Here is a 23,821-nt window from a genome sequence, read left to right on the forward strand (position 1 = left end):
ATCTCCCGGACTTTTTACAAGACGGGCAGCGAAAGCTGCCTGCCTTGTCCCTTTTGGTTGGAATCTGTCGGATTAGCCTTGACAGCAGGTGCGGGGACCGATACAATCAAGGTGCCTGGTTCCCTCAGGTGGAGGGCGCCACGCGGCTTTGGGACAGCGCGGAGGCGAACGCGGCAAACTGTGTCTTGGAGGGAAAAACGATGGCTTATTGCAGAAAATGTGGTGCATTGATCGATGACTATGCGGCGGTCTGCCCGAAATGCGGCACACCTCAGAACGGAGGACCGAATAATCCTCCACCGGCAGCGGACAACGGCGGCTTCCTGTGGGGGCTTCTGGGCTGCTGTATTCCCATTGCAGGATTGATCTTGTTCCTGGTATGGAAGGATACCAAGCCCCGGACTGCCAAGGCGGCGGGCATCGGCGCCCTGGTGTGCGTGATCGCCTATGTACTGATGTACGTTGCGGCGGCGGTTCTGGGCATCAGCGCAGCGGTGTATGCCTATTAAGCTGCGGCGCTGGCTTTGGCGGTGGCTTCCGATTCTCTTCGGATGCCACTGCCGGCCGGATCGCTCTTTCCATTTTCGGGACGGAACGCCCTTTCCCATCTGCGCCCGGTGCACCGGGGAGCTGGCGGGCATCCTGGCGGGGCTGGCAACCTGGTGGGCGGTCCATCCCCCGGCGGGAGTGGCGGCTGTGCTGCTGGTTCCGTTGATTGCGGACGGACTTCTCCAGCTCTGTACGCCCTATGAGAGCGGTAATCTCCGGCGGCTGGCGACGGGGCTCCTCTTCGGCTACGGGCTGACGGTGCTTCTGCTCACGTCCTTGGGCTGGGCCTATCAATGGGGCTTTGGCTTTGGGAAAACATTGCTGGATCCCTGAGAAGATCAGCAGCCGTGACATCCAGGAGGCAAGACCATGCTGGAACTGTGTTTTGATATGTCAACCTGCGGTGCCCTGCGGGTGGCCCAGCGCTGCGGCGGGAGCGGACGGAAAGGCTTCGGATTCGTTCTCAGCCGCACAGAGGACGGCGGAAATGTGACATCTACTACGGTCATCGGCTTCGATGACGGAAAAGCGCCCGCGGGAGAAGAGATCCACCAGATCCAGCGGGCCCAGCGGCGGCAGGCGGCCCTGGAACGGGAGGCCATCCCCCTGGGCGGCAGTCCGAGTGATGTACTGGTCTTGTCCCTGGGACTGGATATGGGGGATATCCGAGAACCGCTGGGGGCGGACCGGTGGGACCTGCTGCGCCGGTGGTGTGATGGTGATGATGAGACCACGGACCGGGACTGGCAGCGGAATTTGGAGGCAGCGGAGCGATTGAGGTCCTGCGGCTCTAGGGACGCCGTCCGTATTTGGGTGGACCATACGCCATACGGCGCCTGCGGTCTGCTCCACGCTGCCAGCCTGCTGAAAGACACAAAGGCCGACGTCCGCGTGGTGTTCCTGCCGCCCTGGCGGGAGCGGCCGGACGGCGTCGTGGAGACCTACCTGGGTTGGGGCGAGGTGGAGCCGGAGCTGTTCGGACGCTTCCTGTCCCGGGAGGAGCCGCTGCCGCCGGTGATGCTGGGCGCTATGGCCCATCGGTGGGAGGTGCTCCGGCAGGAGAACGCCCCGCTCCGGGCGGTGGTGAACGGCCGGGTCCGCAGCGTGGGGGAGGACTTCTACGACGAAATGATCCGACGCCATCTGCCCGAGGGCCAGACGAAGATCGCCAACATCATTGGAGAGGTTCTGGGCCGGGAGAAGCCGGGCATCGGCGACGTCTGGCTGGCGGAGCGCATCCGGCAGATGCTCTCCACCGGGGAGCTGCGGATGCTCCGGGAGGACCGGGAGCGGTTTTACCGCTCTGTGGTAGAAAGGACTTGACATTTCCCGGGAAATCTGTAAAATAAAACATCAATATAGGTCCGCCGCCGGGCGGACAAAGGCGTTTGCCCCTGCATCCGTAGGCCATTGGAGATGCGGGGCGCGGGCGCCTTTTATTTTTTGCTGTCAGAGGAGGAGTGATTTGCATGGCATGGGTATTTCTGGCATGCGCGGGACTTCTGGAGGTGTTCTGGTCCTCGTTCCTGAAACTGTCCGATGGCTTCACGAAGCTGGGCTGGTCCGTGATGACCATTGCGGGGATGCTGGCCAGCTTCTATTTGCTGAGCCAGGCCATGAAGACGCTTCCCCTGGGCACTGCCTACGCCGTCTGGACCGGCATCGGGGCCGTAGGCTCCGTGGCGGTGGGCATCCTGATCTTCAAGGAGCCGGTGACCGCCGCCCGGATGTTTTTCACCGTGTTGCTGCTGACGGGCATTGTCGGCATCAAGCTGACCTCTCCCCACTGAGGGAAAACAGAAAACGAGGACCGGTCCGGTCCTCGTTTTTCCATAGATGCCGTTACAGGTCCACCACCGTCACATCGTGGCCCGTGTGGGGGAGAAAGACATGCAGCAGGTCCTCCGTCCGCAGGCGGAGGCTGGCGTCGTTCTTGCAGGGGTGGCAGCCGAACCAGGCCGCGTCATGGACTGCCCGGTCCATCACCAGCCGGACCCGGCGCTCCGTGTCATAGGCCAGGCCCAGCACGCTGGCAGAGCCGGGGGTGCAGCGGAGCATGGACTCCATCAGCTCCGGCGGGGCGAAGGAGAGGCGGGTGGTGCCCAGTTGGGCGCTGAGGACCTTGGTCTGGAAGGGCTTGCCGCCGGGCATGGTCAGCAGGTAGAACGCCGTCTTCTGCCGGTTGCAGAGAAACAGGTTCTTGCAGATGGAGATGCCCAGCACCTCGCTGACCACATCGCAGTCGGCGATGGTGTCGGCGGTCTCGTGGGCCACCCAAGCATAGGGGATGCGCAGCCGGTCCAGCAGGGCAAAGGTCTCCAGCTCCACGGCGGCGCGGCCCTCTGCCGGGGCGGCGGTGCGGCTCTCTGAGATCTCCACGGCTCACACCCCCGCCAGCAGCTTTTCCCCGGCCCGGTAGATGTCACCGGCGCCTACGGTGAGGATCAAGTCGCCGGGCCGGGCCGCCTGCCGCAGAGCCGCCGCCGCCTTGTCCAGGGTGGAGCAGTACACAGCGCCGGGGATATTGCGGCACAGGTCCGCCGAGGAGATGCCCAAGGTGTTCTGCTCCCGGGCGGCGAAGATCTCCGCCAGGATGGCCACGTCCGGGATTTTCAGCTCTTCCACGAACCGCTCGAACAGCTTGGCGGTGCGAGAGTAGGTGTGGGGCTGGAAGGCCACCACCAGCCGTTCATACCCCATTTCCTTGGCGGTGGTGAACAGGGCGTGGAGCTCGTCGGGGTGATGGGCGTAGTCATCGTAGACCTCCGCCCCATGATAGGTACCCTTGTGCTCGAATCGGCGGCCGGCGCCGGTGAAGGAGGCCAGGCCCGTCTCCACCGCATGGCCCGGCAGGCCCAGTGCCCAGGCCGCAGAGGCTGCCGCCAGGGCGTTGAGAACATTGTGGTGGCCGTAGACGTGGAGCTCTACGCGGGCGTATTTCTCGCCGCGGATCATCACGTCGAATACCGGCCTGCCGTCCACCTCCGTCAGATTGGCGGCGGTGCAGTCGGCGGCATGGTCCAGGCCGAAGGTGAAGATGGGATGCTCCAGCCCGGCCACCGCCTCCATGGCGCTGGCGTTGTCCGCGTTGACGATGACGGACCCCGCCGGGGGCACCAGCTCCGCAAACCGGCGGAAGGAGTGCTGGATGTCGGCCAGATCCTTGAAGAAGTCCAGGTGGTCCTCCTCCACGTTCAAAATCACTGCCACGGTGGGGAAGAAGCTGAGGAAGCTGTTGCAGTACTCACAGGACTCCAGGATGATGGTGTCCCCCTGGCCCACCCGGTAGCCGGCGTGGAGCAGGGGCAGGGTGCCGCCGATCATCACCGTGGGATCCGCCTCCGCCGCCATGAAGATGTGGGTGCACATGGAGGTGGTGGTGGTTTTGCCGTGGGTACCGGCCACGCACAGCGCGTTGGGATACCGCTGCATGATGGCACCCCAGGCCTGGGCCCGCTCGTACACGGGGATACCCCGGGCCACGGCACCGGCGATCTCCGGGTTGCTGTCGTGGACGGCAGCGGTGCGGACCACCAGATCGCAGTCCCCCAGGTTTTCGGCGTTGTGGCCGATGGCCACGGGGATGCCCAAGGACCGGAGGTGGCGGACCGTGTCGCTCTCCGTCATGTCGGAGCCCTGGACATGGAGGCCCATGCCCCGCAGCACCTCCGCCAGGGGGCACATGGACACGCCGCCGATGCCCACCAGATGGGCCCGCTTGCCGGGGACGATATAGTCGCGGATGGGATGGAGATTGTTCATCATGAAAAGACTCCTTATCTGAAGCGCACTGCCAGCGCGCCGCTGATGATTCTGTGGGAATACCATGAGGTTGCCCAAAAACCTGCAATTCCTTACCAAATATTTCATTATAGTATGAGAAGACGGAAAATGCAACCAGAGAAATCCAGGGCCCCGTTTCAAGATCAGCGGTGGCGGCCCCAATTCCGTCGGCTTCACCAAACTGAGCGCAGCCGTAAGAGGAAGGTAATTTGCCGCATACCTGTGGCAGCTTTGCGTAATTTGCCGGTTTGGATACGTGCCGCAGGAATCAACAAATCTTGCCTGCCGCAAAAGAAAGAAGCCAAAAGCCGCCTGCACAGTCTGAACGCAAATGTTAATATACGTTGCTTGCGAAAACAGGCTGTTTCTCGTACAATGGCGTTAACCAGAAAGGAGTTCATTCCCTATGTTATGTGAAAACATCAAAGCCATCAGAAAATCAAAAGGGCTATCGCAGGAGGAACTTGCGATCAAGCTGAATGTGGTGCGGCAGACCATCTCCAAATGGGAGCAGGGATTGTCTGTTCCGGATGCTGATATGCTGATCTCCCTGTCAGAGGCGTTTGAAACACCTGTGAGCACGCTGCTCGGAGAACCTGTCACAGCGGCGAAGGCTGATGACCTGAAAGCGGTTTCCGAAAAGCTGGAGATCATAAATTTGCAGCTGGCACAGGGGAAGGAGCTGCGGCGAAAAACAGCTCGCTGCCTGCTTATTGGATTGTGTACGGCCATCGTAATTATTTCCGCAGTTTTCATTTACTGCGGGAGTCCTTATCTGGGGTGGAATTATCACGATCCGGAAACCGCCGTTGTTGGAGTCGCTTTTCACGCATTTGAATGGCTGTTTGTCAGGTTTGCGCCGATGCTCTTGATAGGAGCAATCCTTGGGATTTTCCTGACACGGAAGAAGGCATAGAGCGGGCCTGTTTTGGGGTGCAATTCAGTTCCCGAAATTCCAGCCTGAGGGGCGGAAGGCATTGCTTCCACGCCTGGACAACATGGGCAGCTGTGTTCCGCGGGGAAAACAGCTGCCCACGTCTTTTGCCCACGGGTGGAAACATGACCGGCTGTGAAGGAGCGGAGATCCAGGCATAGTTTCACCCAAATGACAGAAGATTTCCTTGTTCCGTGAAATCACGATCATACTTCAAAAGGCAGAATCCGGTGGCCCCTGCCTTGCGGCGGGTCGCTTGGTGTGGTATCATCAGAGCAGCGCGAGGTACAGGAGGAATGGAGGAGGCCCATGATCCGAAGAATGGGGAAGGGCGACCTGGATGCTGTGGCGGCCATCTGGTTGGACGCCAACCGGGAAGCCCACGATTTCATCCCAGCAGCCTATTGGCTGGGACATTTTGCAGAGGTCAGGACTGCGCTGGCCCGGGCGGAGGTCTGGGTCTTTGAGACGGAGGCGCGGGCCGAAATTTCAGGCTTCATCGGACTTCTGGGAGACTACATCGCCGGCATCTTCGTCCGGAGGGAGGCCCGGTCCGGCGGCGTGGGTCGGCAGCTGTTGGACCACGTGAAGACCAGCCGCGGGCAGCTGCGCCTGCAGGTCTACCGGAAAAACCTCCGGGCGGCAGCCTTCTACCGGCGGGAGGGGTTCCGTGTCCTGGAGGAGGGCGTGGATCCCGAGACTGGGGAAGCGGAACTTCTTATGGAGTGGCGATGGGACGGCCCGCAGAGCTGATCCGCGATACGCAAGGAGAATGGACATAAGGGAGGTGGGCACATGACAACGGTAACGATCCCCGCTCCGGTAGGGGAGATCCTGAAAACACTGGAGGCGGCGGGGTATGGTGCATGGTGCGTGGGCGGCTGCGTCCGGGATGCCCTGCTGGACCGGATGCCGGGGGACTGGGATGTGACCACTTCCGCCCGGCCGGAGGAGACTATGGCCCTGTTTGCCGGCCGGGCTGTCCCAACTGGTCTGCGCCACGGCACCGTCACCGTAAAGACGGAGCAGGGTGGCGTGGAGATCACTACACTCCGGCGGGATGGTGCCTATCGGGACCACCGGAGGCCGGAGACCGTGACGTTCACCGACTCTCTGGAGGAGGATCTGCGGCGCCGGGACTTCACCATCAACGCGATGGCAGCGGACCTGCAGGGGACCCTGTACGACCCTCTGGGCGGCCGGGCAGACCTGACGGCGAAGGTCCTGCGGTGTGTGGGAGAGCCGGACCGCCGGTTCGGCGAGGATGCCCTCCGCATCCTGCGGGGACTGCGGTTCGCGGCGGAGCTGGGGGTCACTGTCCATCCGGATACAGCGGTGGCCATCCACCGGAACCGGGAATTGCTGAGAGCCATTGCTCCGGAGCGGATCTGGGCGGAGCTGAAAAAGCTGGTGTCCGGAAAATGGGCCGCAGAGGTCCTGCGGGCCTATCCGGATGTGGCTGGCGTCTTCTGGCCGGAGATTCTGCCCATGGTGGGGTTTGACCAGCGGAACGGCCACCATTGTTACGATGTGTGGGAGCACACTCTCCATGCCATGGAGAAAGTAAAACCGGAGCCGGAGCTGCGGCTGACCATGCTGCTTCACGATATTGGAAAGCCAAATTGCTTTACAGTGGATGGGCTGGGCTGCGGACACTTTTACGGCCATCCGGCGGAGAGCGCCCGCATGGCGGAGGCCATGCTGGGTCGCCTCCGGGCCGAGACGGTTCTCCGGGAGACGGTGGTGCAGCTGGTGGCTTGGCATGACCGCAACATCCCACGCACCCGCCCGGGCGTGGCTCGGGCACTGGGGGCACTGGGGGAGCGGGACCTGCGGCGTCTGCTGGATGTGAAGCGAGCGGACAATCTGGCTCAGGCCCCGGCGTACCGCTTCCTGCAGGGGGAGATCGACAGGGCGGAATGCATCCTGGACCAGCTGCTGGTGGAGGGCGCCTGCGTATCCCTGCGGCAGCTGGCGGTGAACGGGCGGGACCTGCTGGCCATGGGACTCTCCGGCCCCGCGGTGGGACAGACTTTGCGGGAACTGCTGAACGCTGTGCTGGATGACTCCCTGCCCAACGAGCGTCACGCGCTGTTGGCCGCTGTCAGGGATCGGGCACACCGAAGCTGAAGGCAACGGAAAAGAGAGAAGCCCCGGACACACACGTGTGCCCGGGGCTTTTGGTATGAACTGGGAGAAGGGGAAGCGCTCAGAACAGGCGCAGCTGTTCCGCCACCCGGCGGCGGCCGGTGGTCTCCCGGACCACCGGCTCCGGCAGTTCCCGCAGGAAGGGAGAGAACTCCGGCGCGGCGGTGAGGATCAGTTCCTCCCGGGCCCGGGTGAGGCCCACAAAGAAGAGCCGCCGCTCCTCTTCCGCATCCGCCGGGCGGCCGGGGGACTCCAGGGGCATCGCTCCGGCGGAGAGACCCGCCAGGAACACCGCAGGGAATTCCAAACCCTTGGCACCGTGGAGCGTCATCAGGCGCACTGCGCCGGAGGCCCAGTGTTTGCCGGATGCCCGCCGGAGGTCTGCCTCCTGGCCCAGGACCAGAGCATCCCAGAGGCTGTCGAAGTCCTCGTGGAATACCGCCGTGTTCCGCAGGCGTTCCAGGGCCGGAGAGGTGCCGTACTGTTCCTCCCACTGTTCCACCAGCTTCCGGGGTGTTTCCGTCTGGACCAGAGGGAGCCAGACCTCTGTCCGGTCCAGCCAGTTTTCCAGAATGCCGTGGCCCCGGACCGCCTCCTGCAGGGCCGCCGAGTCCAGCGTGCCCATCTTTTGGCAGAGCGTCTGGGCCTTCTGGATGAGATCTGCCGGGCAGTTCCACAGCAGCCGGAGGGCGGACTCCAGCGCCGCGTTGTCTGCTGGCACCACCAGGGAACGGAGGAAGCCCAGCGCCCCCCGAACCGCCGGGTCATCCAGGAAGTCCTCCCGCCCGGTGACAAGACAGGGAATATCGTCGTGGCGGAGGCATTTCTCCACCAGCTCCAGCTGCCGGTGGGTGCGGCAGAGCACCGCAATATCGGAAAAGGCCCGCACCGTCCGCTCGTGGCCCAGGGCCTGGGCCTCCAGCATGTCCACGCCGCCGGTCATACGGCCGATCTCCTTGGCGATGAATACGGCCTCGGAGAAGCTGTCCGCTGCCTGGACCAGTCGCACGGCAGGACCGGCGGGGCAGTGGGGAGTCAGTATTCGGCCCCCGCCGGGATTATGACCGATCACTGCCAAGGCCGTATCCAGAATGGCCGGAGCAGAGCGGTAATTTTCTGTTAGGTGAATTTCCTTTACACCAGGATGCTCCTCTTGAAGCCGCTGGAAGCACCGGCAGTCGGCGCCCCGGAAGCCGTAGATGGACTGGTCCGGGTCGCCGATGACGAACAGCTCCCCGCTCCGGCTCTAGGACCGGACCAGCTGGTACTGGATATCGTTGATATCCTGAAACTCGTCCACCAGCACATGGCGGAAGCACCGCAGACCGGTGACATCCCGCTTCAGTCCTTCGGTCAGCAGGTCGTCGAAGTCCAGGGCGCCCAGGTCTCGCAGCCGGGCCTGATAGGCGTCGTACAGCTCCGCGTCCAGACCGGTATCCTCCGGGGACACGCCGTTTTTCACCCGGGAGACAGACTGGAGCAGCGTTTTTCCGCCGCCCTTTCGGCCGGACTCCCGCAGCACCTGCTCCGCGATGGTCAGGGCCTCGCCGGGACTGATGAGCCGCACGTCGCCAAGCAGTTTCAGACAGATGGCGTGGAAGGTGCCGATGGTCATGGCCGCCACCGCCCGCTTGCCGCCCAGACGCTGTTCCAGCCGGGCGCGCATCTCTGCCGCCGCTTGATTGGTGAAAGTGACGGCGGTAATCTCTCCGGGGCGGACGCCCCGTTCCTCCACCAGCCAGGCGATCCGGGCCACCAGGGTGCGGGTCTTGCCGGTGCCGGGGCCCGCCGTCACAGCGGTTACCGGCGCGGTGGAGGTGACGGCCTCCAGCTGCGGGGGATTCAGCGCCTCCGGCTGGGGAGCAGCCGGGGCCGCTTCTGGCGCCAAAACGTGCTGCAGCTCCCGGCGGGGCTTGGATTTGCGCACAGGCAGGTCCAGGCCAAACAGAGAGATCTGCCCGCTGAACCGGGCGATCTCACCGGGGGTCAGCAGGGAGATGACGCCGTACTCCCCGTCAAAGCCCGCCCGGCGCTCCACCTGCCCGGCCCGCAGGCGGCGGATGCCCTCCGCCACGCAGGGGCCGGCCGTGTGGGCGATATCCTCCACAGGCACCTCCCGCAGGATGGAGAACTCCGGCCCCAGGGCATGGAGCATCTGCTCGTACAGCGCCTGGGTATTCTTCCCAGCGGCGGAGACTCCGGTGGAGGCGGCGATCACCTCCGGCAGGGGCGCCAAACTCTCAAAGGGTTTGGCACCCTCGGGACGAAACCCTGCAGGACGGTCCGCCAGGGCCTCCACCCGGTGCTCCACGCCGATGGTCAGTTTCTTCCCGCAAACGGGGCAGACGCCGCCCAGCGCCGCTGTCTCCGCCGGGGTCAGGCAGACGCCGCAGTTCCGGTGGCCATCCAGGTGGTACTTGCCCTCCTCGGGGAAGAACTCCACCGTGCCCTGGAATCCCTCTCCGGTGCGGATGGCCCGGACCAGCTCCGGGTAGGTGAGGCCGGTGTCCAGAAGATCCGCCTCCCGGCCCAGCTTGGAGGGGGAATGGGCGTCGGAGTGGGAGACCAGGGTGAGTCCGTCCAGGGCAGAGACCCGCCAGTTCATGGGCGGATCAGAGGAGAGGCCCGTCTCCACCGCGTGGATGTGGCCGGTCAGATCCCCGAAGCACTCCTCCATGGTATCGAAGCCGGAGAAGGCGCCAAACAGAGCGAAGTGGGGCGTCCAGATGTGAGCGGGGATGAATTCCGCGTCCGGGCAGGTGTCCAGGGTCAGCTCCAGCAGGTCCCGACTGTCCAGCCCCAGAATGGGCCGTCCGTCGGAGTGGATGTTGCCGATGGCCTCCAGCCGGGCGGAGAGCTCGTCCGCCGCCTCCAGAGAGGGCAGCAGGATCAGGTTGTGGACTTTCCGGGTTCTGCCGTGGCGCTTGTAGATGCAGCTGATCTCCCCGGTGATAACGAACCGGGGCGCCTCGCCCGGGGCGACATCCGGCAGGCGCAAATCCTGGCGCAGGGTATAGACGCCCTCTCCGGCGGGCACCAGCTGCTCCCGCAGCTCGGCGCGCCAAGCGGGGTGGGTGAAGTCCCCGGTGCCCACCATTCGGATGCCCTTTCGCCGGGCCCACCAGTCCAGGTGGGGGAGATCTCCGTCCTTACTGGTGGCCCGGGAAAAGCGGGAGTGGATGTGGAGGTCGGCAATGTACATGGAAGTCCTCCTCTGTCGAATCAAGTCGATTCCATTATAATCTCTTCCATCCGACAGCGCAAGGCGGAGAAAAGCAGCCCGGCGTGTTCCGCCGGGCTGCTGAAAAAATCATTTATGGGTTTTGCCTGCCGGAGGGCATGCGCTTCGGGACGCGAGCCAGGCGCGGGAACACTGCCCGGAACAGGGAGGAGGCCAGGATGACCCCAACCGCCAGGGCGGCCGCCATGCCCAGAGTGCCCAGCAGGGCGCTGAGGAATTGCTCTGTGTCGCCCTCCAGACAGTAGCCCATGGCGTAGTAGATGCCGCCGCCGGGCACCAGGGGCAGCAGGGCCACCAGCTGATAGCCGGTGACGGGGCAGCGGCGGATACGTGCCATGACTTCTGAGAACAGACTGATGGCCATGGCGGCGAAAAAGCCTGCCAGGATGGTCTTGCCGGCCAGCAGATACACCAGCCATCCCAGAGCGCCGCCACAGCAGGCAATCAGCTTGCCGGGGCCATGGATATTGAACACCAGAGTGAATCCGATACAGCCGGCGAAAGCACACAGGCAGGGCAGAACATATTGAGACCAGATATCCATAAAAGTAGATCCCCTTTACAGAATATACCCGATGCCCAGGCCCACAGCGGCCCCCAGAGCGATACCCGTGGCGATCAGAATAGCCTCCGCCGTCCGGCTGAGTCCGGAGTAGGTGTCGCCGGCCACGATCTCCCGCATGGCGTTGGTCAGGGCCACGCCGGGCACCAGCAGCATCAGGACGCCGATGGTCACCAGGTCCACATTATTCCCCAGGCCCGCCCGCACCAGCAGAAGAGACAGCAGGGAGGCGATGCCGCTGCATACCAGCGTCCGCAGAAAGCTGTTGCTGCCCAGCCATCTGCCGCCAAAGAGCAGGCAGGTGCCCACCACCAGACCGCAGAAGAAGGCGCTCAAGCTGTCCCAAAACCCGCCGCCGAACAGGGGACAGAAGAAAGCGGGGGCGATACCGTAGCCCAGCAGCACCGTGGCGGGGCGGTGGCGGCGGCAGGAGGCAGGGAGGCGGTCCACCATGGCCCGGGCCTCGTCCAGGGGCGGTACGGTACGGCAGAGCTGGCGGCATAAAGCGTTGCAGCTCTCCAGTAGCTCCAGATCCGTGCCGTGGGCACTGATCCGGCGCATCCGGGTCACCGGACGGCCATCCTCCGCCATCAAACTGACAATCAAACAGCTGGGGATGGCAAACACCTGGGCGTCCTTGCCTTGGTAGGCCTGCAGCAGCCGGTAGACGGACTCCTCCACACGGGAGATTTCCGCGCCGCTCTCTGCCAGCAGGCAGCCCAGCGATGTGGCTAGATTCAACAGCTTGTCCGAATCCATAAAACGCCTCCTCTCGCCTTTTTAAGATATGCGATTTTTGGAAAAAACACAAGGGATATTTTGACGAAACGCGCCGCGCAGGGGAGCCCTTGACAAAAAGGAGCGGTTTCTGTATAATCGAATAGTCCGAAATCGGACAAAATAAGACGGGAGGGATTCGATGGGACAGGAAGTTCTGGATGCTTTCTGGAAATCCAATGACCGAATCTACAATGAGAATACCCTGCTGTACCACCGTCTGGCCCGGGCCTGCGGCCTGCCGGACTGCGCCTTCTGGCTGCTGTACACCCTGCGGTCGGAGGAGGCGCCCCTGACCCAGACCCAGTTGAGCGAGCAGCTGTCCCTACCCAAGCAGACGGTGAATTCCGCCCTGAAAAAGCTGGTGGAGGAGGGAGTCCTCCGCTTGGAGGCGGCGGACGGCAATCTGAAAAACAAGCGGGTCTGTCTGACAGAGGCGGGCGAGGCATTCCTCCGCCGCACTGTGGACCGCGTGTTCGGCGTAGAGAGCGCCGCGGCCGCCCGCCTGACCGAGGAGGAGCGGTCGGCGCTTGTGGCATTGAGCCAGAAGCTGCTGGATGCCTTTCGGGCGGAGACGGAAGCTTTTTTACAGACCGCTGCGATAGGAGACTGATGTATGCAGATCAAACTTTCTGACCATTTCACCTACGGACGGCTGCTGCGTTACACACTGCCGACCATCGTTATGATTATCTTCACCTCTCTGTACAGCGTGGTAGACGGACTGTTCGTATCCAACTTGGTGGGGGACCTGGCCCTGTCGGCGGTGAATATCGCCTTCCCCATCACTATGATCATCGGCGCCTTCGGCTTCATGCTGGGCACCGGCGGCAGCGCCATCGTGGCCCGCACGCTGGGGGAGGGGAAGCCGGAGCTGGCCTCCCGATATTTCACGCTCTTCATCTGGTGCGTGGCGGGGCTGGGCGTGGTGCTCTCCATTGTGACCATCGCCTTCATCGAACCCATCATGCGTTTTGCCGGGGCTAGCGACCTGCTGCTGGAAGACTGCATCGCCTACGGCCGGATCCTGCTGGCCGGCAGTGCCGTGTTCATGCTCCAGAGCGCCTTTCAGAGTTTCTTTTCCGTGGCGGAGAAACCCAAGCTGGGGTTACTGCTCTCCCTGGCTGCCGGAGCCACCAACATCACCTTTGACTACGTGTTCATCGCCCTGCTGGGCATGGGTGTCACCGGTGCCGCATGGGCCACAGTGCTGGGCTACTGCGTGGGCGGTGTCATCCCGGTGGTGTACTTCCTGCTTCCCAGAAGAGAGGGCCTGCGGCTGGTGCGGACGAACTTTTACGGCCGGGAACTGCTTCACGCCTGTATCAACGGCTCCTCGGAGCTGATGAGCAACATCTCCGCCTCCGTGGTGGGCATCCTCTACAACATCCGGCTGATGGACCTTCTGGGAGAGCCGGGCGTGGCGGCCCACTCGGTGATGATGTACGTGGATTTCGTGTTTGTGGCTGCCTTTCTGGGGTTCTCCATGGGCAGCGCCCCCATCGTCAGCTATCACTACGGGGCGGAGAACTATGATGAGCTGAAGAACATCTTCCGCCGCAGTGGCGTCATCATCGCCGCTACCTCCGTGGCGATGGTGGCGGCGTCGGAGCTCTTAAGCCGGCCCCTGTCTGCTGCCTTCGTGGGGTACTCTCCGGACTTGCTGGAGCTGACCACCCACGGCTTCCGGATCTTTGCCCTGTGCTACCTTTTCTGCGGGCTGAATATCTACGCATCCGCCTTCTTCACGGCCCTGTGCAACGGCGCCCTGTCGGCCCTGATCGCCTTCACCCGCACGCTGCTGCTGCGGGGTGGACTGGTGCTGGTGATGCCGGTGTTCTTCGGCGTGGATGGCGTCTGGTGGTCCGTGGCGGCGGCGGAACTGCTGGGGGTGGTGCTCTCGGTGGTGCTGCTGGTGCTGATGCGGCGGCGTTACCATTACGCCTGACGGGGGAAAACGCGGATATGTTACAAGACGGCGGCTCCGCTCAGGTGGTATGCTGGCTGGTGCCGACAGGAGGGAAGAACCATGAGACAAGCGGCGCGGACCGCCCGATATGACCAGGCTCTGGGGCTGGAGGCGTACAGCCTCCGGGCGGTGGACAGGCCCTTTCCCAGCCACTTTCACGACCATTATGTGATCGGCGTGGTGGAGCGGGGGACCCGGACCCTCACCTGCGGCCGCCAACGGCAGGTCATCGGCCCGGGAGACGTGCTGCTGTTCAACCCGGGAGACAGCCATGCCTGCATCCAGGCGGACGGGTCTCTGGACTACCGGGGACTGAATATCCCACGCAGCACCATGCTGGCCCTGGCGGAGGAGATCATGGGCAGCCGGGCAATGCCCGGCTTTTCCGTGGCCGTGGTTCGGGACGGAGAACTGGCAGGCCGCCTCCGGGCCCTGCACCGGGCGGTGCTGGGGGAGGAGCCGGAGCTCCGGAGGGAGGAGGCGCTGCTGCTGGCCTGGGGCCTCCTGCTGCCGGGTTACGCCGGGATGGTGGAAACGGTTTCTGCCTGCCGGGTGGAGGTGGAGCGGACCTGTGCGTTCATCCGGAGCCACTATGCCCGGCATATCACGCTGGAGGAGCTCAGCCTTCAGGCGGGACTGAGCAAATCCGCCCTGGTCCGGGCCTTTGCCAAGGCCAAGGGCGTCACGCCCTACCGCTATCTGATGGCGGTGCGGATCAGCGAGGCACGGCGCCTGCTGGAACGGGGTGTCTCCTCTGCAGAGGCCGCCGTGGAGACAGGCTTTTCCGATCAGAGCCATTTCACCAACTATTTCACTGCCTTCACCGGCCTGACGCCGGGGGCCTGCCGGGAGCTGTTCCGGCAGGAATGGGAGAGAGGATGACACAGCCGTGGAGACGAATCCTGCACGGGGCCACCTGGCGGCCCTGCTGACCATTGTGATCTGGGGACCACCTTCATCTCCACCAAGGTGCTGCTGGTGGATTTCCAGCCGGTGGAGATCTTGTTTATCCGGTTCATGATGGGCTTTCTGGCGCTGCTGGCAGTCTGTCCTCGCCGCCTGCAGGGCGTCACACGGCGGCAGGAGGGATTGTTTGCCCTGGCGGGGCTGTGCGGCGTGTGCCTGTACTACCTGCTGGAGAACATCGCCCTGACGTACACCATGGCCTCCAACGTGGGGGTCATCATCTCCGTGTCTCCCTGCTTCACCGCCCTGCTGACCCATTTTCTGATGCGGGGCGAGGAGCGGCTGCGGCCCACATTTTTCGCAGGCTTTGCGGTGGCCATGGCGGGGATCTGCCTTATCAGCTTCAACGGCTCTGCCCTGGAGCTGGACCTCCGGGGGGATTTGCTGGCGCTGCTGGCTGCCTTCGTGTGGGCCTGTTACGCCCTCTTGTCCCGGAAGATCAGCGCCCTGGGCCATCCCACTGTCCTGACCACGCGGCGAACCTTTTTCTACGGGCTGGCATTCATGCTGCCGGCGCTGATGGTCTCTGGCGTCCGGCTGGAGCTCACGCGACTCACAGCCCCGGTGAACCTGGGGAATCTGCTGTTTCTGGGGCTGGGGGCCTCGGCCCTGTGCTTCGTCACCTGGAACTTCGCGGTGAAGGCACTGGGGGCGGTGAAAACCAGCGTGTACATCTATCTGGTGCCGGTGATCACAGTGGCGGCCTCCGTGCTGATCCTGCGGGAACCCTTCACCTGGATGACCGGAGCCGGTACGGTACTGACCCTGATCGGGCTGCTTCTCTCTGAAGGCAAACTCCATTGGAAAGAGGGAACACACCATGAAACAGGAACTGGACAAATGCGTCCTGGTGATTGATGAGGCCATGCCCCGGGGCCTCGCTGCCAACACAGCGGCCATCCTGGGCATCACATGGGGCCGGCTGCGGCCGGAACTGGTAGGGGAGGACGTGACCGACGCTGCCGGAGCCATCCACCCCGGGATCATCCGCACGCCGGTGCCGGTGCTCTCCGGCAGGCCGGAGACTTTTCAGACCCTGCGGCGGCAGCTGGCCGAGCTGGAATTTGCAGATGTGGCGGCTGTGGACTTTACAGATCTGGCCCAGAGCTGCCGTACCTACGGCGAGTTCATCGAAAAAATGGCCCGCACCGGGCCGGGGGAGCTGCGATACCTGGGCATGGCCCTTTTGGGCCCCCGGCATCAGGTGGACCGGCTGACCGGAAGCCTGCCGCTGCTGCGGTAGGGAAAAAACGCAGGAATGGGGCCGCGCCCGGTTGCGGCCCCATTCTCGTATCATTTCCCGGAGGACTTATGGCCCCTGCTGGATCAACAGATCCACCTCAGCATCACCGCCATTGGTGTACAAATAGCTGCAGGCAAAGCCGTTCACTTCCCAGATGGCATACGACATACTATCGTATTGGTAGTATGCGACGCTGACGCCCGCAATCTCTCTGCTCTCCTCCAGTGTGCCGCCGTAGATTCCGCTGATGTCTCCACTCCCATACTGGATACGAAACTGGGAGCCGTCCGCATAGTCCACCTGTCCCATGGTGGGGTACCCATCTGAGATGAACACGGAGTACGCCTCCACCTCTTTCTCCAGCACAGGGACCTTGAAGTCCAGATATGCTTCCATCTCTGCGGCGGACGCGACTGTGAGGATGGGATTCGGGATTTGAACCTGCTGAGGATCCGGGGCAGCGCGCCCTCTGCCCTGAATCAGCAGTGCCCCGCCGGTGGCCAGCAGGCACAGGCAGGCCGCCGCGGCGCCCCACCGGACCCAAAAGGACTGCCCGTGCTTTCGCCTGTACCGGGCGGCCTCTTCCACATACCTGCCGTCGAGCGCACTCAGAGCATCGGAAAACTTCTTTGCATTCATAAAAACGCCTCTCTTTCTGCCAGATATTGTTTCAGCTTCCTTCGGATCCGGGCCAGCCGGACGGAGATATTTTTTTCGCTCAGCCCGACAAGCCCGGCGATGTCCCGGCAGCTGTCAGAAAACCAGTAGCGCCGCATGAAGATTACGCGGTTCTCTGCGGACAGCGTATCCAAAAAGCACGCAATGACGCGGGCGAGCTCCCTTGCCTCCACCTCTTCCTCGGCGCTCTTTCGGTCTGGAAGACACTCCTCGACTTCCTGCAAAGCAAGGGTGTAAGGACTGTTTCGCTTGGCAGCGCCCTTTTTCCAATAGCACTTCAGGGAAATGTTGCGGACGATCCGCGCCATATAGGGCAGCAGAGAGTCCGGTTTTGCCGGGGGAATGGCATTCCATGCCCCCAGGTACGCATCATTGACGCACTCATCTGCGTCCTGCCTGTCATTCACGATGTGATAGGAGAGACTGTGGAATAGTTTTCCATATTTCGCGTCCAATGCCTCGATAGCCTGTTCGGAACGTGCAAAGAACAGTGTGATGATCTGTTCCTCATCCATGGTTGCTCCACCTCCTTTCCGGTTTCACTTTGTACACTACGTTTTTTTCGGCAAATCCTACAACAGATTCCAGTATTTTTTCAATATACGATCATGCGGCCATACGGCCGGAAGAGAAGCGGAGAAGGCCGCAGTTCCAGCTGCGTCTGCGGAAAAGACAACATTGCATCCCAGGTGACAAACCGGGGGAAGTGTGGTAAGATATTCCGGTATGAAAATTTCTGTTCCCCAAGGAGTCCTTTATGGAAAACTATTTTGAACCGAATCTCACCGACGACCAGCTGCGCGCTATCAGTTCCATCGGCCTGGCCCACATGGGGGACGCCGTGTTCGAGGTGCTGGTGCGCACCTGGCTCTGTGCCCATGGCAAGGCCACGGGAAGGGGGCTGCACCAGGCCACCATTGCCCTGGTGCGGGCGGAGAGCCAGGCGGAGAAGGCGGAGCGGATCCTGCCCCTTTTGACGGAAGAGGAAGCCGCTGTGTTCCGCCGCGGGCGGAACGCTCACGTGAAGTCGGTGCCTGGCCATGCCACCCGGGCCCAGTACGGCGAGGCCACGGCCCTGGAGGCCCTGTTGGGCTGGCTGTATCTGAAGGGCCGGCGGGACCGGATCAATGCGCTTTTCCGCGCGATGATGGAGGAGTAAGACCATGCCATTGGATGGAATCTGTATGCAGGCGGTGGCGGAGGAGCTGCGGTCGGAACTGCTGGGCCTGCGGATCGATAAGGTTCAGCAGCCCGCCCGGGACCAGGTGATCCTGCTGCTGCGGGGGAATAAGCGGCTGCTGCTGAACGCCGGGGCCAACACTCCCCGCATCCAGCTGACGGCCCTGACAAGGGACAACCCGGCGGAGCCCCCCATGTTCTGTATGCTGCTGCGCAAGCATCTGGTTGGGGGACGGGTGGCTGCGGTCACCCAGCCGCCCCTGGAGCGGCTGGTACGGCTGGAGCTGGACGTTACTGACGACTTCGGTCAGCCGGGGCGGCGGACCCTGGTGCTGGAGGCCATGGGCCGCCGGTCCAACCTGATCCTGCTGGATGGGGAGGGCCGGATCATCGACTGCCTCCGTCGGGTGGACGCGGACATGTCTGCTGCCCGGCAGGTGCTGCCGGGGCTGTATTATGAGCCGCCTGCCTCCGTAGGCCGCCTGCCGGTGACGGAGGAGACGGAGAACGGCTTCCGGGAGAAGATCTCCGCCGCAAACCCGGAGCGGAGTGTGGACGCCTTTCTGCTGGACCACTACTTCGGCATCTCCCCCTGATCGCCCGGGAACTGGCCTTCCGCTCCGTAGGGGAGACGGATGCCCATCTCTTTGACCTGGGAGCGGTGGGAGAGGACCGCCTCTGGAAGGAATTGTCCGGGCTCATCAGAGATATACAGGAAAATCACTTTACACCAATCTGCCTGAAAAAAGATGGGAAGATGGCAGATTTCACCTACTGCCCCATCGCCCAGTACGGCCCTGTTATGGAGACCGTCCGGTATGACACTTTTTCCACCCTGATGGATGACTTCTACGCCCTGCGGGAGCAGCAGGAGCGGGTGCGTCAGCGGGGGGCGGACCTGCTGCGGACTGCCACCACGGCACGGGACCGCATCCGGCGGAAACTGGCCATGCAGGAGAAGGACTACGCCGCCACACAGAACCGGGACCAGCTGCGGATCTACGGTGACCTGATCACCGCCAACCTCTACCGCATGGAGCGGGGGGCGGCCAGATTGGAGACAGAGAATTTCTATGACCCGGAGTGCCGCCCTGTCGCCATTCCCCTGGACCCGCTGCTGACGCCCCAGCAAAACGCCGCCAAATACTACAAGCGCTACACCAAGGCCAAGACGGCGGAGAAGTATCTGGCGGAGCAGATGGCCCTTGCCCGCCGGGACCTGGACTATCTGGAGAGTGTGCTGGAGGAGTTGAGCCGGGCAGAGACGGAACAGGACTTTTTGGACATCCGCGGCGAGCTGCGGGACGCGGGCTTCCTCCGCCGACAGGGAAAAAAGGAACAGAACCGGCCTGCAAAGCCTCTGGAGTTCCGCACCACCTCCGGCTTCCGGGTGCTGGTGGGGCGGAACAACCGCCAGAACGACAAGCTGACCCGCAGCGCGGACCACCGGGACATCTGGCTCCATACCCAGAAGATCCACGGTTCCCACGTGATCCTCTGCACAGGCGGCCGTGAGGTGGACGATGACACCATCGTGGAGGCGGCCAAGCTGGCGGCCTGGTTCTCCCAGGCCCGGGAGGGTGCCAACGTCCCCGTGGACTACACACCGGTGAAGAACGTGAAGAAGCCCGCCGGTGCCCGGCCCGGCATGGTGATCTACTCCACCTGCCGCACCGTGAACGTGGCGCCGGAGGAGGGGCTTGTGAAGAAACTTCAATTGTCATAAAAAAGTTGTTAAAAAGAAGCTGCTTGTTGGTCAAGCAGCTTCTTTTTCTTTCAAAATATCCAAAAACAGGAATCTTTTTTGTGCAGAATGGCTCTTGCAAAACGGGAGCAAAGGTTTACAATAAAGCTCTCCTGAAAACGGGAGGCAATCAGTATTCAGACCTCAGAAAGCGAGTGAGAGGCAATGACGTATCATTATCTCATGGACCTGGCGCTGATCCTGTTGAGCACCAAGGTGCTGGGCATCCTGACGAAACGCATCCAGATGCCACAGGTGGTGGGCGCACTGGTGGCCGGACTGATTCTGGGCCCGGCTATGCTGAACGTACTATCAGAAACGGAGTTCCTCACCCAGCTCAGCGAGTTGGGCGTGATCGTACTGATGTTCTCCGCCGGCATGGGCACCGATATCCAGGAGCTGAAGCACAGTGGCAAGGCAGGCTTCCTGGTGGCCCTGCTGGGCGTGATCGTTCCACTGGTCCTGGGTACGGGGCTGGCGATGTTCGCTGACCGGACCGGCATGATTGAGACCAGCGGATTTTTGGAGGATGTGTTCATCGGCACCATCCTTACTGCAACTTCCGTCAGCATCACAGTGGAGACACTGAAGGAGATCGGCAAGCTGGATACCAAGGTGGGCAACACCATTCTGGCGGCGGCTCTGATCGACGACGTGCTGGGCCTGATTGCCCTGACCATCGTCAGCAGCCTGTCCGGCGGACAGGACAGCATCGCCCTGGTGCTGCTGAAGATCGTGCTGTTCTTCGTGTTCTCCGCTGTGGTCTCCTTCCTCGCCCACAAGTTCTTCTGCTGGCTGATGGCCCTGTGGCCCGGCCGGGAGCGGCGCCGCTATCCGGTGCTGGCCTTTGTGCTGTGCCTTCTGATGGCTTACTGCGCGGAGGAGTTCTTCGGCGTGGCGGACATCACCGGCGCCTATGTGGCGGGCCTGGTGATCTCCTGCACCCCCAAGTCCTCCTATATCCAATCCAAGTTCGAGCCGTTGAGCTTCCTGCTGCTGACGCCGGTGTTCTTCGCCAGCGTGGGCATCAAGGCAAAGGTGGACGGCATGACCGGCAGCCTGGTGCTGTTCTCCATTCTCCTGCTGCTGATTTCTGTGGCCACCAAGATCGTCGGCTGCGGCCTGGGCGCAAAGCTCTGTCATTTCACTGGCAAGGAGAGCCTGCAGGTGGGCGTGGGCATGGTCTGCCGCGGCGAGGTGGCGCTGATCGTAGCCAACCGGGGTCTGGAGCTGGGAGTGCTGTCCGGGACCCTGATGGCACCGGTCATCATCACCGTGGTGGGCGGCACGATCCTCACACCCATCCTGCTGAAGCTGGTATTCCGGCACGACGGACAGCCGGCCAGCGCGGCGGACAGCAATCTGGCAGACCACTATGAGAAGATGGAGCAGCTGGATATCGTCTCCGCAGAGCTTCTGGCCAGGGACCAGAAATACCTGAAAGAAGGGGAGCACGGCGGAGACAAGGACCGCGGCTGATCTGCTCCGGTGACTGAGAACCGCAAATACGGGGAGCCGGCCTTTTGGTCGGCTCCCCGTATTTTGAAAAGCGCGCTGTATCCGCCGTCAGGCGGTGTGGCGGGCGTGGCCCGTCTCCTCGTCGGAGGAGCGGAACAACAGCGTGATGCACCACAGGCCCGCCAGGCCCACCAGGGCGTAGATGATGCGGGAGAGAATGGCCATCTGGCCGCCGCAGAGGAAAGCCACCGTATCAAAGCCGAACAGGCCGATCCCGCCCCAGTTCAGGGCGCCGATGATAGCCAGTGCCAATGCGATCTTATCAATCACCATGCGAAAAACCTCCTTTATGCCTTCCAGCAGGGATTTGGCGTTAGTGTATCCAACGGGGCGGGAACTATGCGGATGGGGAAAATTTCCAGCCTGGACAAAATTTGCAAATCGCATTGCAAAGGAAAGATAGGGATTGTATAATCGAAACAGCGGGATCCGATCTCGCCCGCGGCGAAGCCGCGCAGACCGATTGATAAGGGGAGACAGTATGAATATTGTATGCTTGGATATGGAGGGCGTCCTGGTGCCGGAGATCTGGATCGCATTTTCAGAGGCCAGCGGCATTCCGGAGCTGCGGCGCACCACCCGGGATGAGCCGGATTACGACAAGCTGATGACCTGGCGGCTGGGCATCTTGAAGGAGCACGGCCTGGGGCTCAAGGAGATCCAGGACACCATCGCCAAGATTGATCCGCTGCCCGGCGCCAAGGCGTTTTTGGACGAGCTGCGGGCCACCACCCAGGTGATTATTCTGAGCGATACCTTTGAGGAATTCGCCAAGCCTCTGATGGAAAAGCTGGGCTGGCCCACCATCTTCTGCAACTCCCTGGAGGTGGCGGAGAACGGCGAGATCACCGGCTACAAGATGCGCTGTGAGAAGTCCAAGCTCACCACGGTGAAGGCCCTGCAGTCCATCGGCTATGACACCATCGCCAGCGGCGACAGCTTCAACGATTTGGGGATGATCCAGGCCAGCAAGGCAGGCTTCCTCTTCAAGAGCACGGAGCAGATCAAAGCCGACCACCCGGAGATTCCGGCCTTTGAGGAGTTTGACGACCTGCTGGCGGCCATCAAGGCGGCGCTGTAAGAGTTTTCCGGAAAGAAAGGGGACGCGACATGAACGAGAAATTCCAGAAGCTGGGCTTTTACCCGGCGGATATCCTGCTGCCCAAGGATGCGGACATGACCAAGTGGGCCGTGGTGGCCTGCGACCAGTTCACCTCCCAGCCGGAGTATTGGCAGGCGGTGGAGGAGACTGTGGGGGACGCGCCTTCCACCCTCCGGCTGATCCTGCCGGAGGCCAAGCTGAACGACCCGGATGTGGACGCCCATATCGCGGACATCAACGGCGCTATGAACCGCTATCTGGCGGAGGGCGTCTTTCAGACCCTGCCGGGGTCCCTGTTCTATATTGAGCGCACGCAGTCCGACGGCAAGGTGCGCCACGGCCTCATCGGCATGGTGGATTTGGACCAGTATGACTTCACCCCCGGCTCCGGCGCCCTGATCCGGGCCACGGAGGGGACGGTGCTCTCCCGCATCCCACCCCGGGTACGGGTACGGCAGGACGCCCCCGTTGAGCTGCCCCACGTGATGCTGCTGATCGACGACCCGGACCGCACGGTTATTGAGCCCCTGACCGCCGCCAGCGGGGAGATGGAGCAGCTGTATGACTTTGACCTGCAGCAGGGCGGCGGGCACCTGAAGGGCTGGAAGCTGACGGACGCCCAGATGGACGCCGTGGCGGACGCCCTGGCGGCTATGTGCACGCCGGAGGCCATGGAGAAAAAGTACGGCCTGAAGGACGCGGCACCTCTGCTGTTCGCGGTGGGCGACGGCAACCACTCTCTGGCAACAGCCAAGCAGTGCTATGAGAACCTGAAGAAGGTCACGCCGGAGGACCAGTGGGCCGATTTGCCCGCCCGCTATGCTCTGGTGGAAGTGGTGAATAATCACGACGACGCCCTCCAGTTCGAGCCGATCCACCGTGTCCTCTTCGGCGTGGAGCCCGAACAGGTGCTGGAGGCGATGAAGGCCGCCTATCCCGGCGCCCACGAAGGGGAGGGCGAGGGCCACACCATCGCCTACACCTATGCAGGGCATACCGGTACCATCACGGTGCCCAATCCCAGGATGCAGCTGGCGGTGGGCACGCTCCAGACCTTCCTGGACGCCTATCTCAAGGAGCACGGCGGCGAAGTGGACTACATCCATGGCGACGAAGTGACGGACGAGTTGGGCAGCAAGTCTGGCAACATCGGCTTCAAGCTCCCGGCTATGGGCAAGGAACAGCTGTTCAAGACCGTCATGGCCGACGGCGTCCTGCCCCGCAAGACCTTCTCCATGGGCCACGCCCAGGATAAGCGGTACTATGTGGAGGCCCGGAAGATCAAGTAAGAAGTCATTTCCACAGATACAGACAGCGCCGCAGGCTTTTGCCTGCGGCGCTGTTTCTTCTGAAACCTGGCAAAAGCCGCGGGACCGCCGCGGCTTTTGGGGAGAGCGTCTTTTTAAAACAGGCCCCTCCGCCTCCGGA

26 protein-coding genes and 2 pseudogenes are annotated in these 23,821 nt (G+C 62.7%); 19 read left to right on the top strand and 9 right to left on the bottom strand.

All coding sequences use genetic code 11. The annotated features are described in order from the left end of the window. Nucleotides 1-200 precede the first annotated feature (200 nt). From EIO64_RS17735 to EIO64_RS17750, 4 genes are all read left to right on the top strand, one after another. Nucleotides 201-509 carry a zinc-ribbon domain-containing protein gene (locus EIO64_RS17735; protein WP_036630414.1) on the top strand — a complete coding sequence of 103 codons (309 nt, stop codon included), beginning with the start codon at nucleotides 201-203 and terminating at the stop codon, nucleotides 507-509. Then, nucleotides 499-882 (top strand): DUF2085 domain-containing protein, encoded by a 384-nt coding sequence (locus EIO64_RS17740; protein WP_021749445.1) that lies wholly within the window; start codon nucleotides 499-501, stop codon nucleotides 880-882. The genes EIO64_RS17735 and EIO64_RS17740 overlap by 11 nt, the downstream gene beginning before the upstream one ends. 36 nt (nucleotides 883-918) lie before the next feature. After that, a complete protein-coding gene (locus EIO64_RS17745) occupies nucleotides 919-1,872 on the top strand; it encodes a DUF3658 domain-containing protein (RefSeq protein WP_021749446.1) in 954 nt (317 codons plus the stop codon). A gap of 146 nt (nucleotides 1,873-2,018) precedes the next feature. After that, on the top strand, nucleotides 2,019-2,339 hold the full coding sequence (locus tag EIO64_RS17750; protein ID WP_136891712.1) for a DMT family transporter: 321 nt from the start codon (nucleotides 2,019-2,021) through the stop codon (nucleotides 2,337-2,339). Between the two features lie 52 nt (nucleotides 2,340-2,391). On the opposite strand, the gene EIO64_RS17755 is transcribed toward EIO64_RS17750, so the two are convergent. Both EIO64_RS17755 and murC read right to left on the bottom strand, forming a co-directional pair. Further along, nucleotides 2,392-2,928: a prolyl-tRNA synthetase associated domain-containing protein gene (locus EIO64_RS17755; protein WP_136891713.1), complete on the bottom strand. Its 537-nt coding sequence runs from the start codon at nucleotides 2,926-2,928 to the stop codon at nucleotides 2,392-2,394. 3 nt (nucleotides 2,929-2,931) lie between these two features. Beyond that, on the bottom strand, nucleotides 2,932-4,314 hold the full coding sequence (gene murC, locus EIO64_RS17760) for a UDP-N-acetylmuramate--L-alanine ligase (protein WP_036630415.1): 1,383 nt from the start codon (nucleotides 4,312-4,314) through the stop codon (nucleotides 2,932-2,934). On the opposite strand from murC, the gene EIO64_RS17765 reads away from it, so the two are divergent. From EIO64_RS17765 to EIO64_RS17780, 4 genes are all read left to right on the top strand, one after another. Further along, on the top strand, nucleotides 4,297-4,749 hold the full coding sequence (locus EIO64_RS17765) for a hypothetical protein (protein WP_145985064.1): 453 nt from the start codon (nucleotides 4,297-4,299) through the stop codon (nucleotides 4,747-4,749). The two genes, murC and EIO64_RS17765, sit on opposite strands and share 18 nt — an antisense overlap. After that, nucleotides 4,739-5,248: a helix-turn-helix domain-containing protein gene (locus EIO64_RS17770; protein WP_021749451.1), complete on the top strand. Its 510-nt coding sequence runs from the start codon at nucleotides 4,739-4,741 to the stop codon at nucleotides 5,246-5,248. The genes EIO64_RS17765 and EIO64_RS17770 overlap by 11 nt, the downstream gene beginning before the upstream one ends. A gap of 327 nt (nucleotides 5,249-5,575) precedes the next feature. After that, a complete protein-coding gene (locus EIO64_RS17775; protein WP_021749453.1) occupies nucleotides 5,576-6,019 on the top strand; it encodes a GNAT family N-acetyltransferase in 444 nt (147 codons plus the stop codon). A 42-nt stretch (nucleotides 6,020-6,061) separates the two neighbouring features. After that, nucleotides 6,062-7,396 carry a CCA tRNA nucleotidyltransferase gene (locus EIO64_RS17780; RefSeq protein ID WP_119310890.1) on the top strand — a complete coding sequence of 445 codons (1,335 nt, stop codon included), beginning with the start codon at nucleotides 6,062-6,064 and terminating at the stop codon, nucleotides 7,394-7,396. Between the two features lie 79 nt (nucleotides 7,397-7,475). Here EIO64_RS17780 and EIO64_RS19085 read toward each other — a convergent pair whose 3' ends face one another. The 4 genes and pseudogenes from EIO64_RS19085 to EIO64_RS17795 form a co-directional block, all read right to left on the bottom strand. Next, entirely contained in the window at nucleotides 7,476-8,486 is a 1,011-nt protein-coding gene (locus tag EIO64_RS19085; RefSeq protein WP_429835902.1) for a 3'-5' exonuclease, read from the bottom strand. A 132-nt stretch (nucleotides 8,487-8,618) separates the two neighbouring features. Next, nucleotides 8,619-10,616 (bottom strand): annotated as a pseudogene (locus tag EIO64_RS17785) (endonuclease Q family protein); the annotation flags it as partial. Nucleotides 10,617-10,728: 112 nt separating this feature from the next. After that, nucleotides 10,729-11,199 carry a threonine/serine exporter family protein gene (locus tag EIO64_RS17790; RefSeq protein WP_119310892.1) on the bottom strand — a complete coding sequence of 157 codons (471 nt, stop codon included), beginning with the start codon at nucleotides 11,197-11,199 and terminating at the stop codon, nucleotides 10,729-10,731. A gap of 15 nt (nucleotides 11,200-11,214) precedes the next feature. After that, the gene (locus EIO64_RS17795; RefSeq protein ID WP_021749457.1) at nucleotides 11,215-11,976 is read right to left on the bottom strand and encodes a threonine/serine exporter family protein; all 762 of its coding nucleotides are present in this window, start codon (nucleotides 11,974-11,976) and stop codon (nucleotides 11,215-11,217) included. 160 nt (nucleotides 11,977-12,136) lie between these two features. Between EIO64_RS17795 and EIO64_RS17800 the strand changes: the two genes are divergently transcribed. From EIO64_RS17800 to EIO64_RS17820, 5 genes are all read left to right on the top strand, one after another. Beyond that, a complete protein-coding gene (locus tag EIO64_RS17800; protein ID WP_025545150.1) occupies nucleotides 12,137-12,607 on the top strand; it encodes a MarR family winged helix-turn-helix transcriptional regulator in 471 nt (156 codons plus the stop codon). A gap of 3 nt (nucleotides 12,608-12,610) precedes the next feature. Further along, a complete protein-coding gene (locus EIO64_RS17805; protein WP_021749460.1) occupies nucleotides 12,611-13,942 on the top strand; it encodes an MATE family efflux transporter in 1,332 nt (443 codons plus the stop codon). Between the two features lie 81 nt (nucleotides 13,943-14,023). Next, entirely contained in the window at nucleotides 14,024-14,845 is an 822-nt protein-coding gene (locus EIO64_RS17810; protein WP_021749461.1) for an AraC family transcriptional regulator, read from the top strand. A gap of 87 nt (nucleotides 14,846-14,932) precedes the next feature. Further along, complete coding sequence (locus EIO64_RS17815) at nucleotides 14,933-15,787, top strand: DMT family transporter (protein WP_346730055.1); 855 nt, start codon at nucleotides 14,933-14,935, stop codon at nucleotides 15,785-15,787. Continuing rightward, nucleotides 15,750-16,172 carry a DUF2000 domain-containing protein gene (locus EIO64_RS17820; RefSeq protein WP_021749463.1) on the top strand — a complete coding sequence of 141 codons (423 nt, stop codon included), beginning with the start codon at nucleotides 15,750-15,752 and terminating at the stop codon, nucleotides 16,170-16,172. Before EIO64_RS17815 ends, EIO64_RS17820 begins: the two co-directional genes overlap by 38 nt. Nucleotides 16,173-16,238: 66 nt before the next feature. On the opposite strand, the gene EIO64_RS17825 is transcribed toward EIO64_RS17820, so the two are convergent. Together EIO64_RS17825 and EIO64_RS17830 are read right to left on the bottom strand one after the other, a co-directional pair. Then, a complete protein-coding gene (locus EIO64_RS17825; RefSeq protein WP_136891714.1) occupies nucleotides 16,239-16,811 on the bottom strand; it encodes a hypothetical protein in 573 nt (190 codons plus the stop codon). Next, the gene (locus EIO64_RS17830; protein WP_136891715.1) at nucleotides 16,808-17,365 is read right to left on the bottom strand and encodes an RNA polymerase sigma factor; all 558 of its coding nucleotides are present in this window, start codon (nucleotides 17,363-17,365) and stop codon (nucleotides 16,808-16,810) included. The genes EIO64_RS17825 and EIO64_RS17830 overlap by 4 nt, the downstream gene beginning before the upstream one ends. A gap of 242 nt (nucleotides 17,366-17,607) precedes the next feature. Between EIO64_RS17830 and EIO64_RS17835 the strand changes: the two genes are divergently transcribed. From EIO64_RS17835 to EIO64_RS17850, 4 genes and pseudogenes are all read left to right on the top strand, one after another. After that, nucleotides 17,608-18,009 (top strand): Mini-ribonuclease 3, encoded by a 402-nt coding sequence (locus EIO64_RS17835; RefSeq protein WP_025545004.1) that lies wholly within the window; start codon nucleotides 17,608-17,610, stop codon nucleotides 18,007-18,009. Nucleotides 18,010-18,034: 25 nt separating this feature from the next. Next, a pseudogene (locus tag EIO64_RS17840) lies at nucleotides 18,035-19,320 on the top strand (Rqc2 family fibronectin-binding protein); the annotation flags it as partial. 105 nt (nucleotides 19,321-19,425) lie between these two features. Further along, a complete protein-coding gene (locus EIO64_RS17845; RefSeq protein ID WP_249390924.1) occupies nucleotides 19,426-19,755 on the top strand; it encodes an NFACT RNA binding domain-containing protein in 330 nt (109 codons plus the stop codon). A gap of 183 nt (nucleotides 19,756-19,938) precedes the next feature. After that, nucleotides 19,939-21,252: a cation:proton antiporter gene (locus EIO64_RS17850; RefSeq protein ID WP_119310896.1), complete on the top strand. Its 1,314-nt coding sequence runs from the start codon at nucleotides 19,939-19,941 to the stop codon at nucleotides 21,250-21,252. 87 nt (nucleotides 21,253-21,339) lie between these two features. Here the strand turns inward: EIO64_RS17850 and EIO64_RS17855 are convergent, their stop codons facing one another. Further along, nucleotides 21,340-21,564: a DUF378 domain-containing protein gene (locus EIO64_RS17855; RefSeq protein ID WP_036630419.1), complete on the bottom strand. Its 225-nt coding sequence runs from the start codon at nucleotides 21,562-21,564 to the stop codon at nucleotides 21,340-21,342. Nucleotides 21,565-21,772: 208 nt separating this feature from the next. On the opposite strand from EIO64_RS17855, the gene thrH reads away from it, so the two are divergent. Next, entirely contained in the window at nucleotides 21,773-22,372 is a 600-nt protein-coding gene (thrH, locus tag EIO64_RS17860; protein ID WP_021749470.1) for a bifunctional phosphoserine phosphatase/homoserine phosphotransferase ThrH, read from the top strand. A 29-nt stretch (nucleotides 22,373-22,401) separates the two neighbouring features. Beyond that, entirely contained in the window at nucleotides 22,402-23,682 is a 1,281-nt protein-coding gene (locus EIO64_RS17865; protein WP_021749471.1) for a DUF1015 domain-containing protein, read from the top strand. Nucleotides 23,683-23,821: the final 139 nt, after the last annotated feature.

Source organism: Dysosmobacter welbionis (genome assembly GCF_005121165.3).
In the GTDB taxonomy this organism is placed as follows: domain Bacteria; phylum Bacillota; class Clostridia; order Oscillospirales; family Oscillospiraceae; genus Oscillibacter; species Oscillibacter welbionis.

Bases quoted from the DNA above. Each gene is read 5' to 3' on its own strand.
- EIO64_RS17740 (WP_021749445.1), top strand. From the start codon at position 499: ATGCCTATTAAGCTGCGGCGCTGGCTTTGGCGGTGGCTTCCGATTCTC.
- EIO64_RS17810 (WP_021749461.1), top strand. From the start codon at position 14,024: ATGAGACAAGCGGCGCGGACCGCCCGATATGACCAGGCTCTGGGGCTG.
- EIO64_RS17775 (WP_021749453.1), top strand. From the start codon at position 5,576: ATGATCCGAAGAATGGGGAAGGGCGACCTGGATGCTGTGGCGGCCATC.
- thrH (WP_021749470.1), top strand. From the start codon at position 21,773: ATGAATATTGTATGCTTGGATATGGAGGGCGTCCTGGTGCCGGAGATC.
- EIO64_RS17780 (WP_119310890.1), top strand. From the start codon at position 6,062: ATGACAACGGTAACGATCCCCGCTCCGGTAGGGGAGATCCTGAAAACA.
- EIO64_RS17745 (WP_021749446.1), top strand. From the start codon at position 919: ATGCTGGAACTGTGTTTTGATATGTCAACCTGCGGTGCCCTGCGGGTG.
- EIO64_RS17825 (WP_136891714.1), bottom strand. From the start codon at position 16,811: ATGAATGCAAAGAAGTTTTCCGATGCTCTGAGTGCGCTCGACGGCAGG.
- EIO64_RS17830 (WP_136891715.1), bottom strand. From the start codon at position 17,365: ATGGATGAGGAACAGATCATCACACTGTTCTTTGCACGTTCCGAACAG.
- EIO64_RS17750 (WP_136891712.1), top strand. From the start codon at position 2,019: ATGGCATGGGTATTTCTGGCATGCGCGGGACTTCTGGAGGTGTTCTGG.
- EIO64_RS17795 (WP_021749457.1), bottom strand. From the start codon at position 11,976: ATGGATTCGGACAAGCTGTTGAATCTAGCCACATCGCTGGGCTGCCTG.
- EIO64_RS17820 (WP_021749463.1), top strand. From the start codon at position 15,750: ATGAAACAGGAACTGGACAAATGCGTCCTGGTGATTGATGAGGCCATG.
- EIO64_RS17790 (WP_119310892.1), bottom strand. From the start codon at position 11,199: ATGGATATCTGGTCTCAATATGTTCTGCCCTGCCTGTGTGCTTTCGCC.
- EIO64_RS17800 (WP_025545150.1), top strand. From the start codon at position 12,137: ATGGGACAGGAAGTTCTGGATGCTTTCTGGAAATCCAATGACCGAATC.
- murC (WP_036630415.1), bottom strand. From the start codon at position 4,314: ATGATGAACAATCTCCATCCCATCCGCGACTATATCGTCCCCGGCAAG.
- EIO64_RS17850 (WP_119310896.1), top strand. From the start codon at position 19,939: ATGACGTATCATTATCTCATGGACCTGGCGCTGATCCTGTTGAGCACC.
- EIO64_RS17770 (WP_021749451.1), top strand. From the start codon at position 4,739: ATGTTATGTGAAAACATCAAAGCCATCAGAAAATCAAAAGGGCTATCG.
- EIO64_RS17805 (WP_021749460.1), top strand. From the start codon at position 12,611: ATGCAGATCAAACTTTCTGACCATTTCACCTACGGACGGCTGCTGCGT.
- EIO64_RS17865 (WP_021749471.1), top strand. From the start codon at position 22,402: ATGAACGAGAAATTCCAGAAGCTGGGCTTTTACCCGGCGGATATCCTG.
- EIO64_RS17835 (WP_025545004.1), top strand. From the start codon at position 17,608: ATGGAAAACTATTTTGAACCGAATCTCACCGACGACCAGCTGCGCGCT.
- EIO64_RS17855 (WP_036630419.1), bottom strand. From the start codon at position 21,564: ATGGTGATTGATAAGATCGCATTGGCACTGGCTATCATCGGCGCCCTG.
- EIO64_RS17735 (WP_036630414.1), top strand. From the start codon at position 201: ATGGCTTATTGCAGAAAATGTGGTGCATTGATCGATGACTATGCGGCG.
- EIO64_RS17765 (WP_145985064.1), top strand. From the start codon at position 4,297: ATGGAGATTGTTCATCATGAAAAGACTCCTTATCTGAAGCGCACTGCC.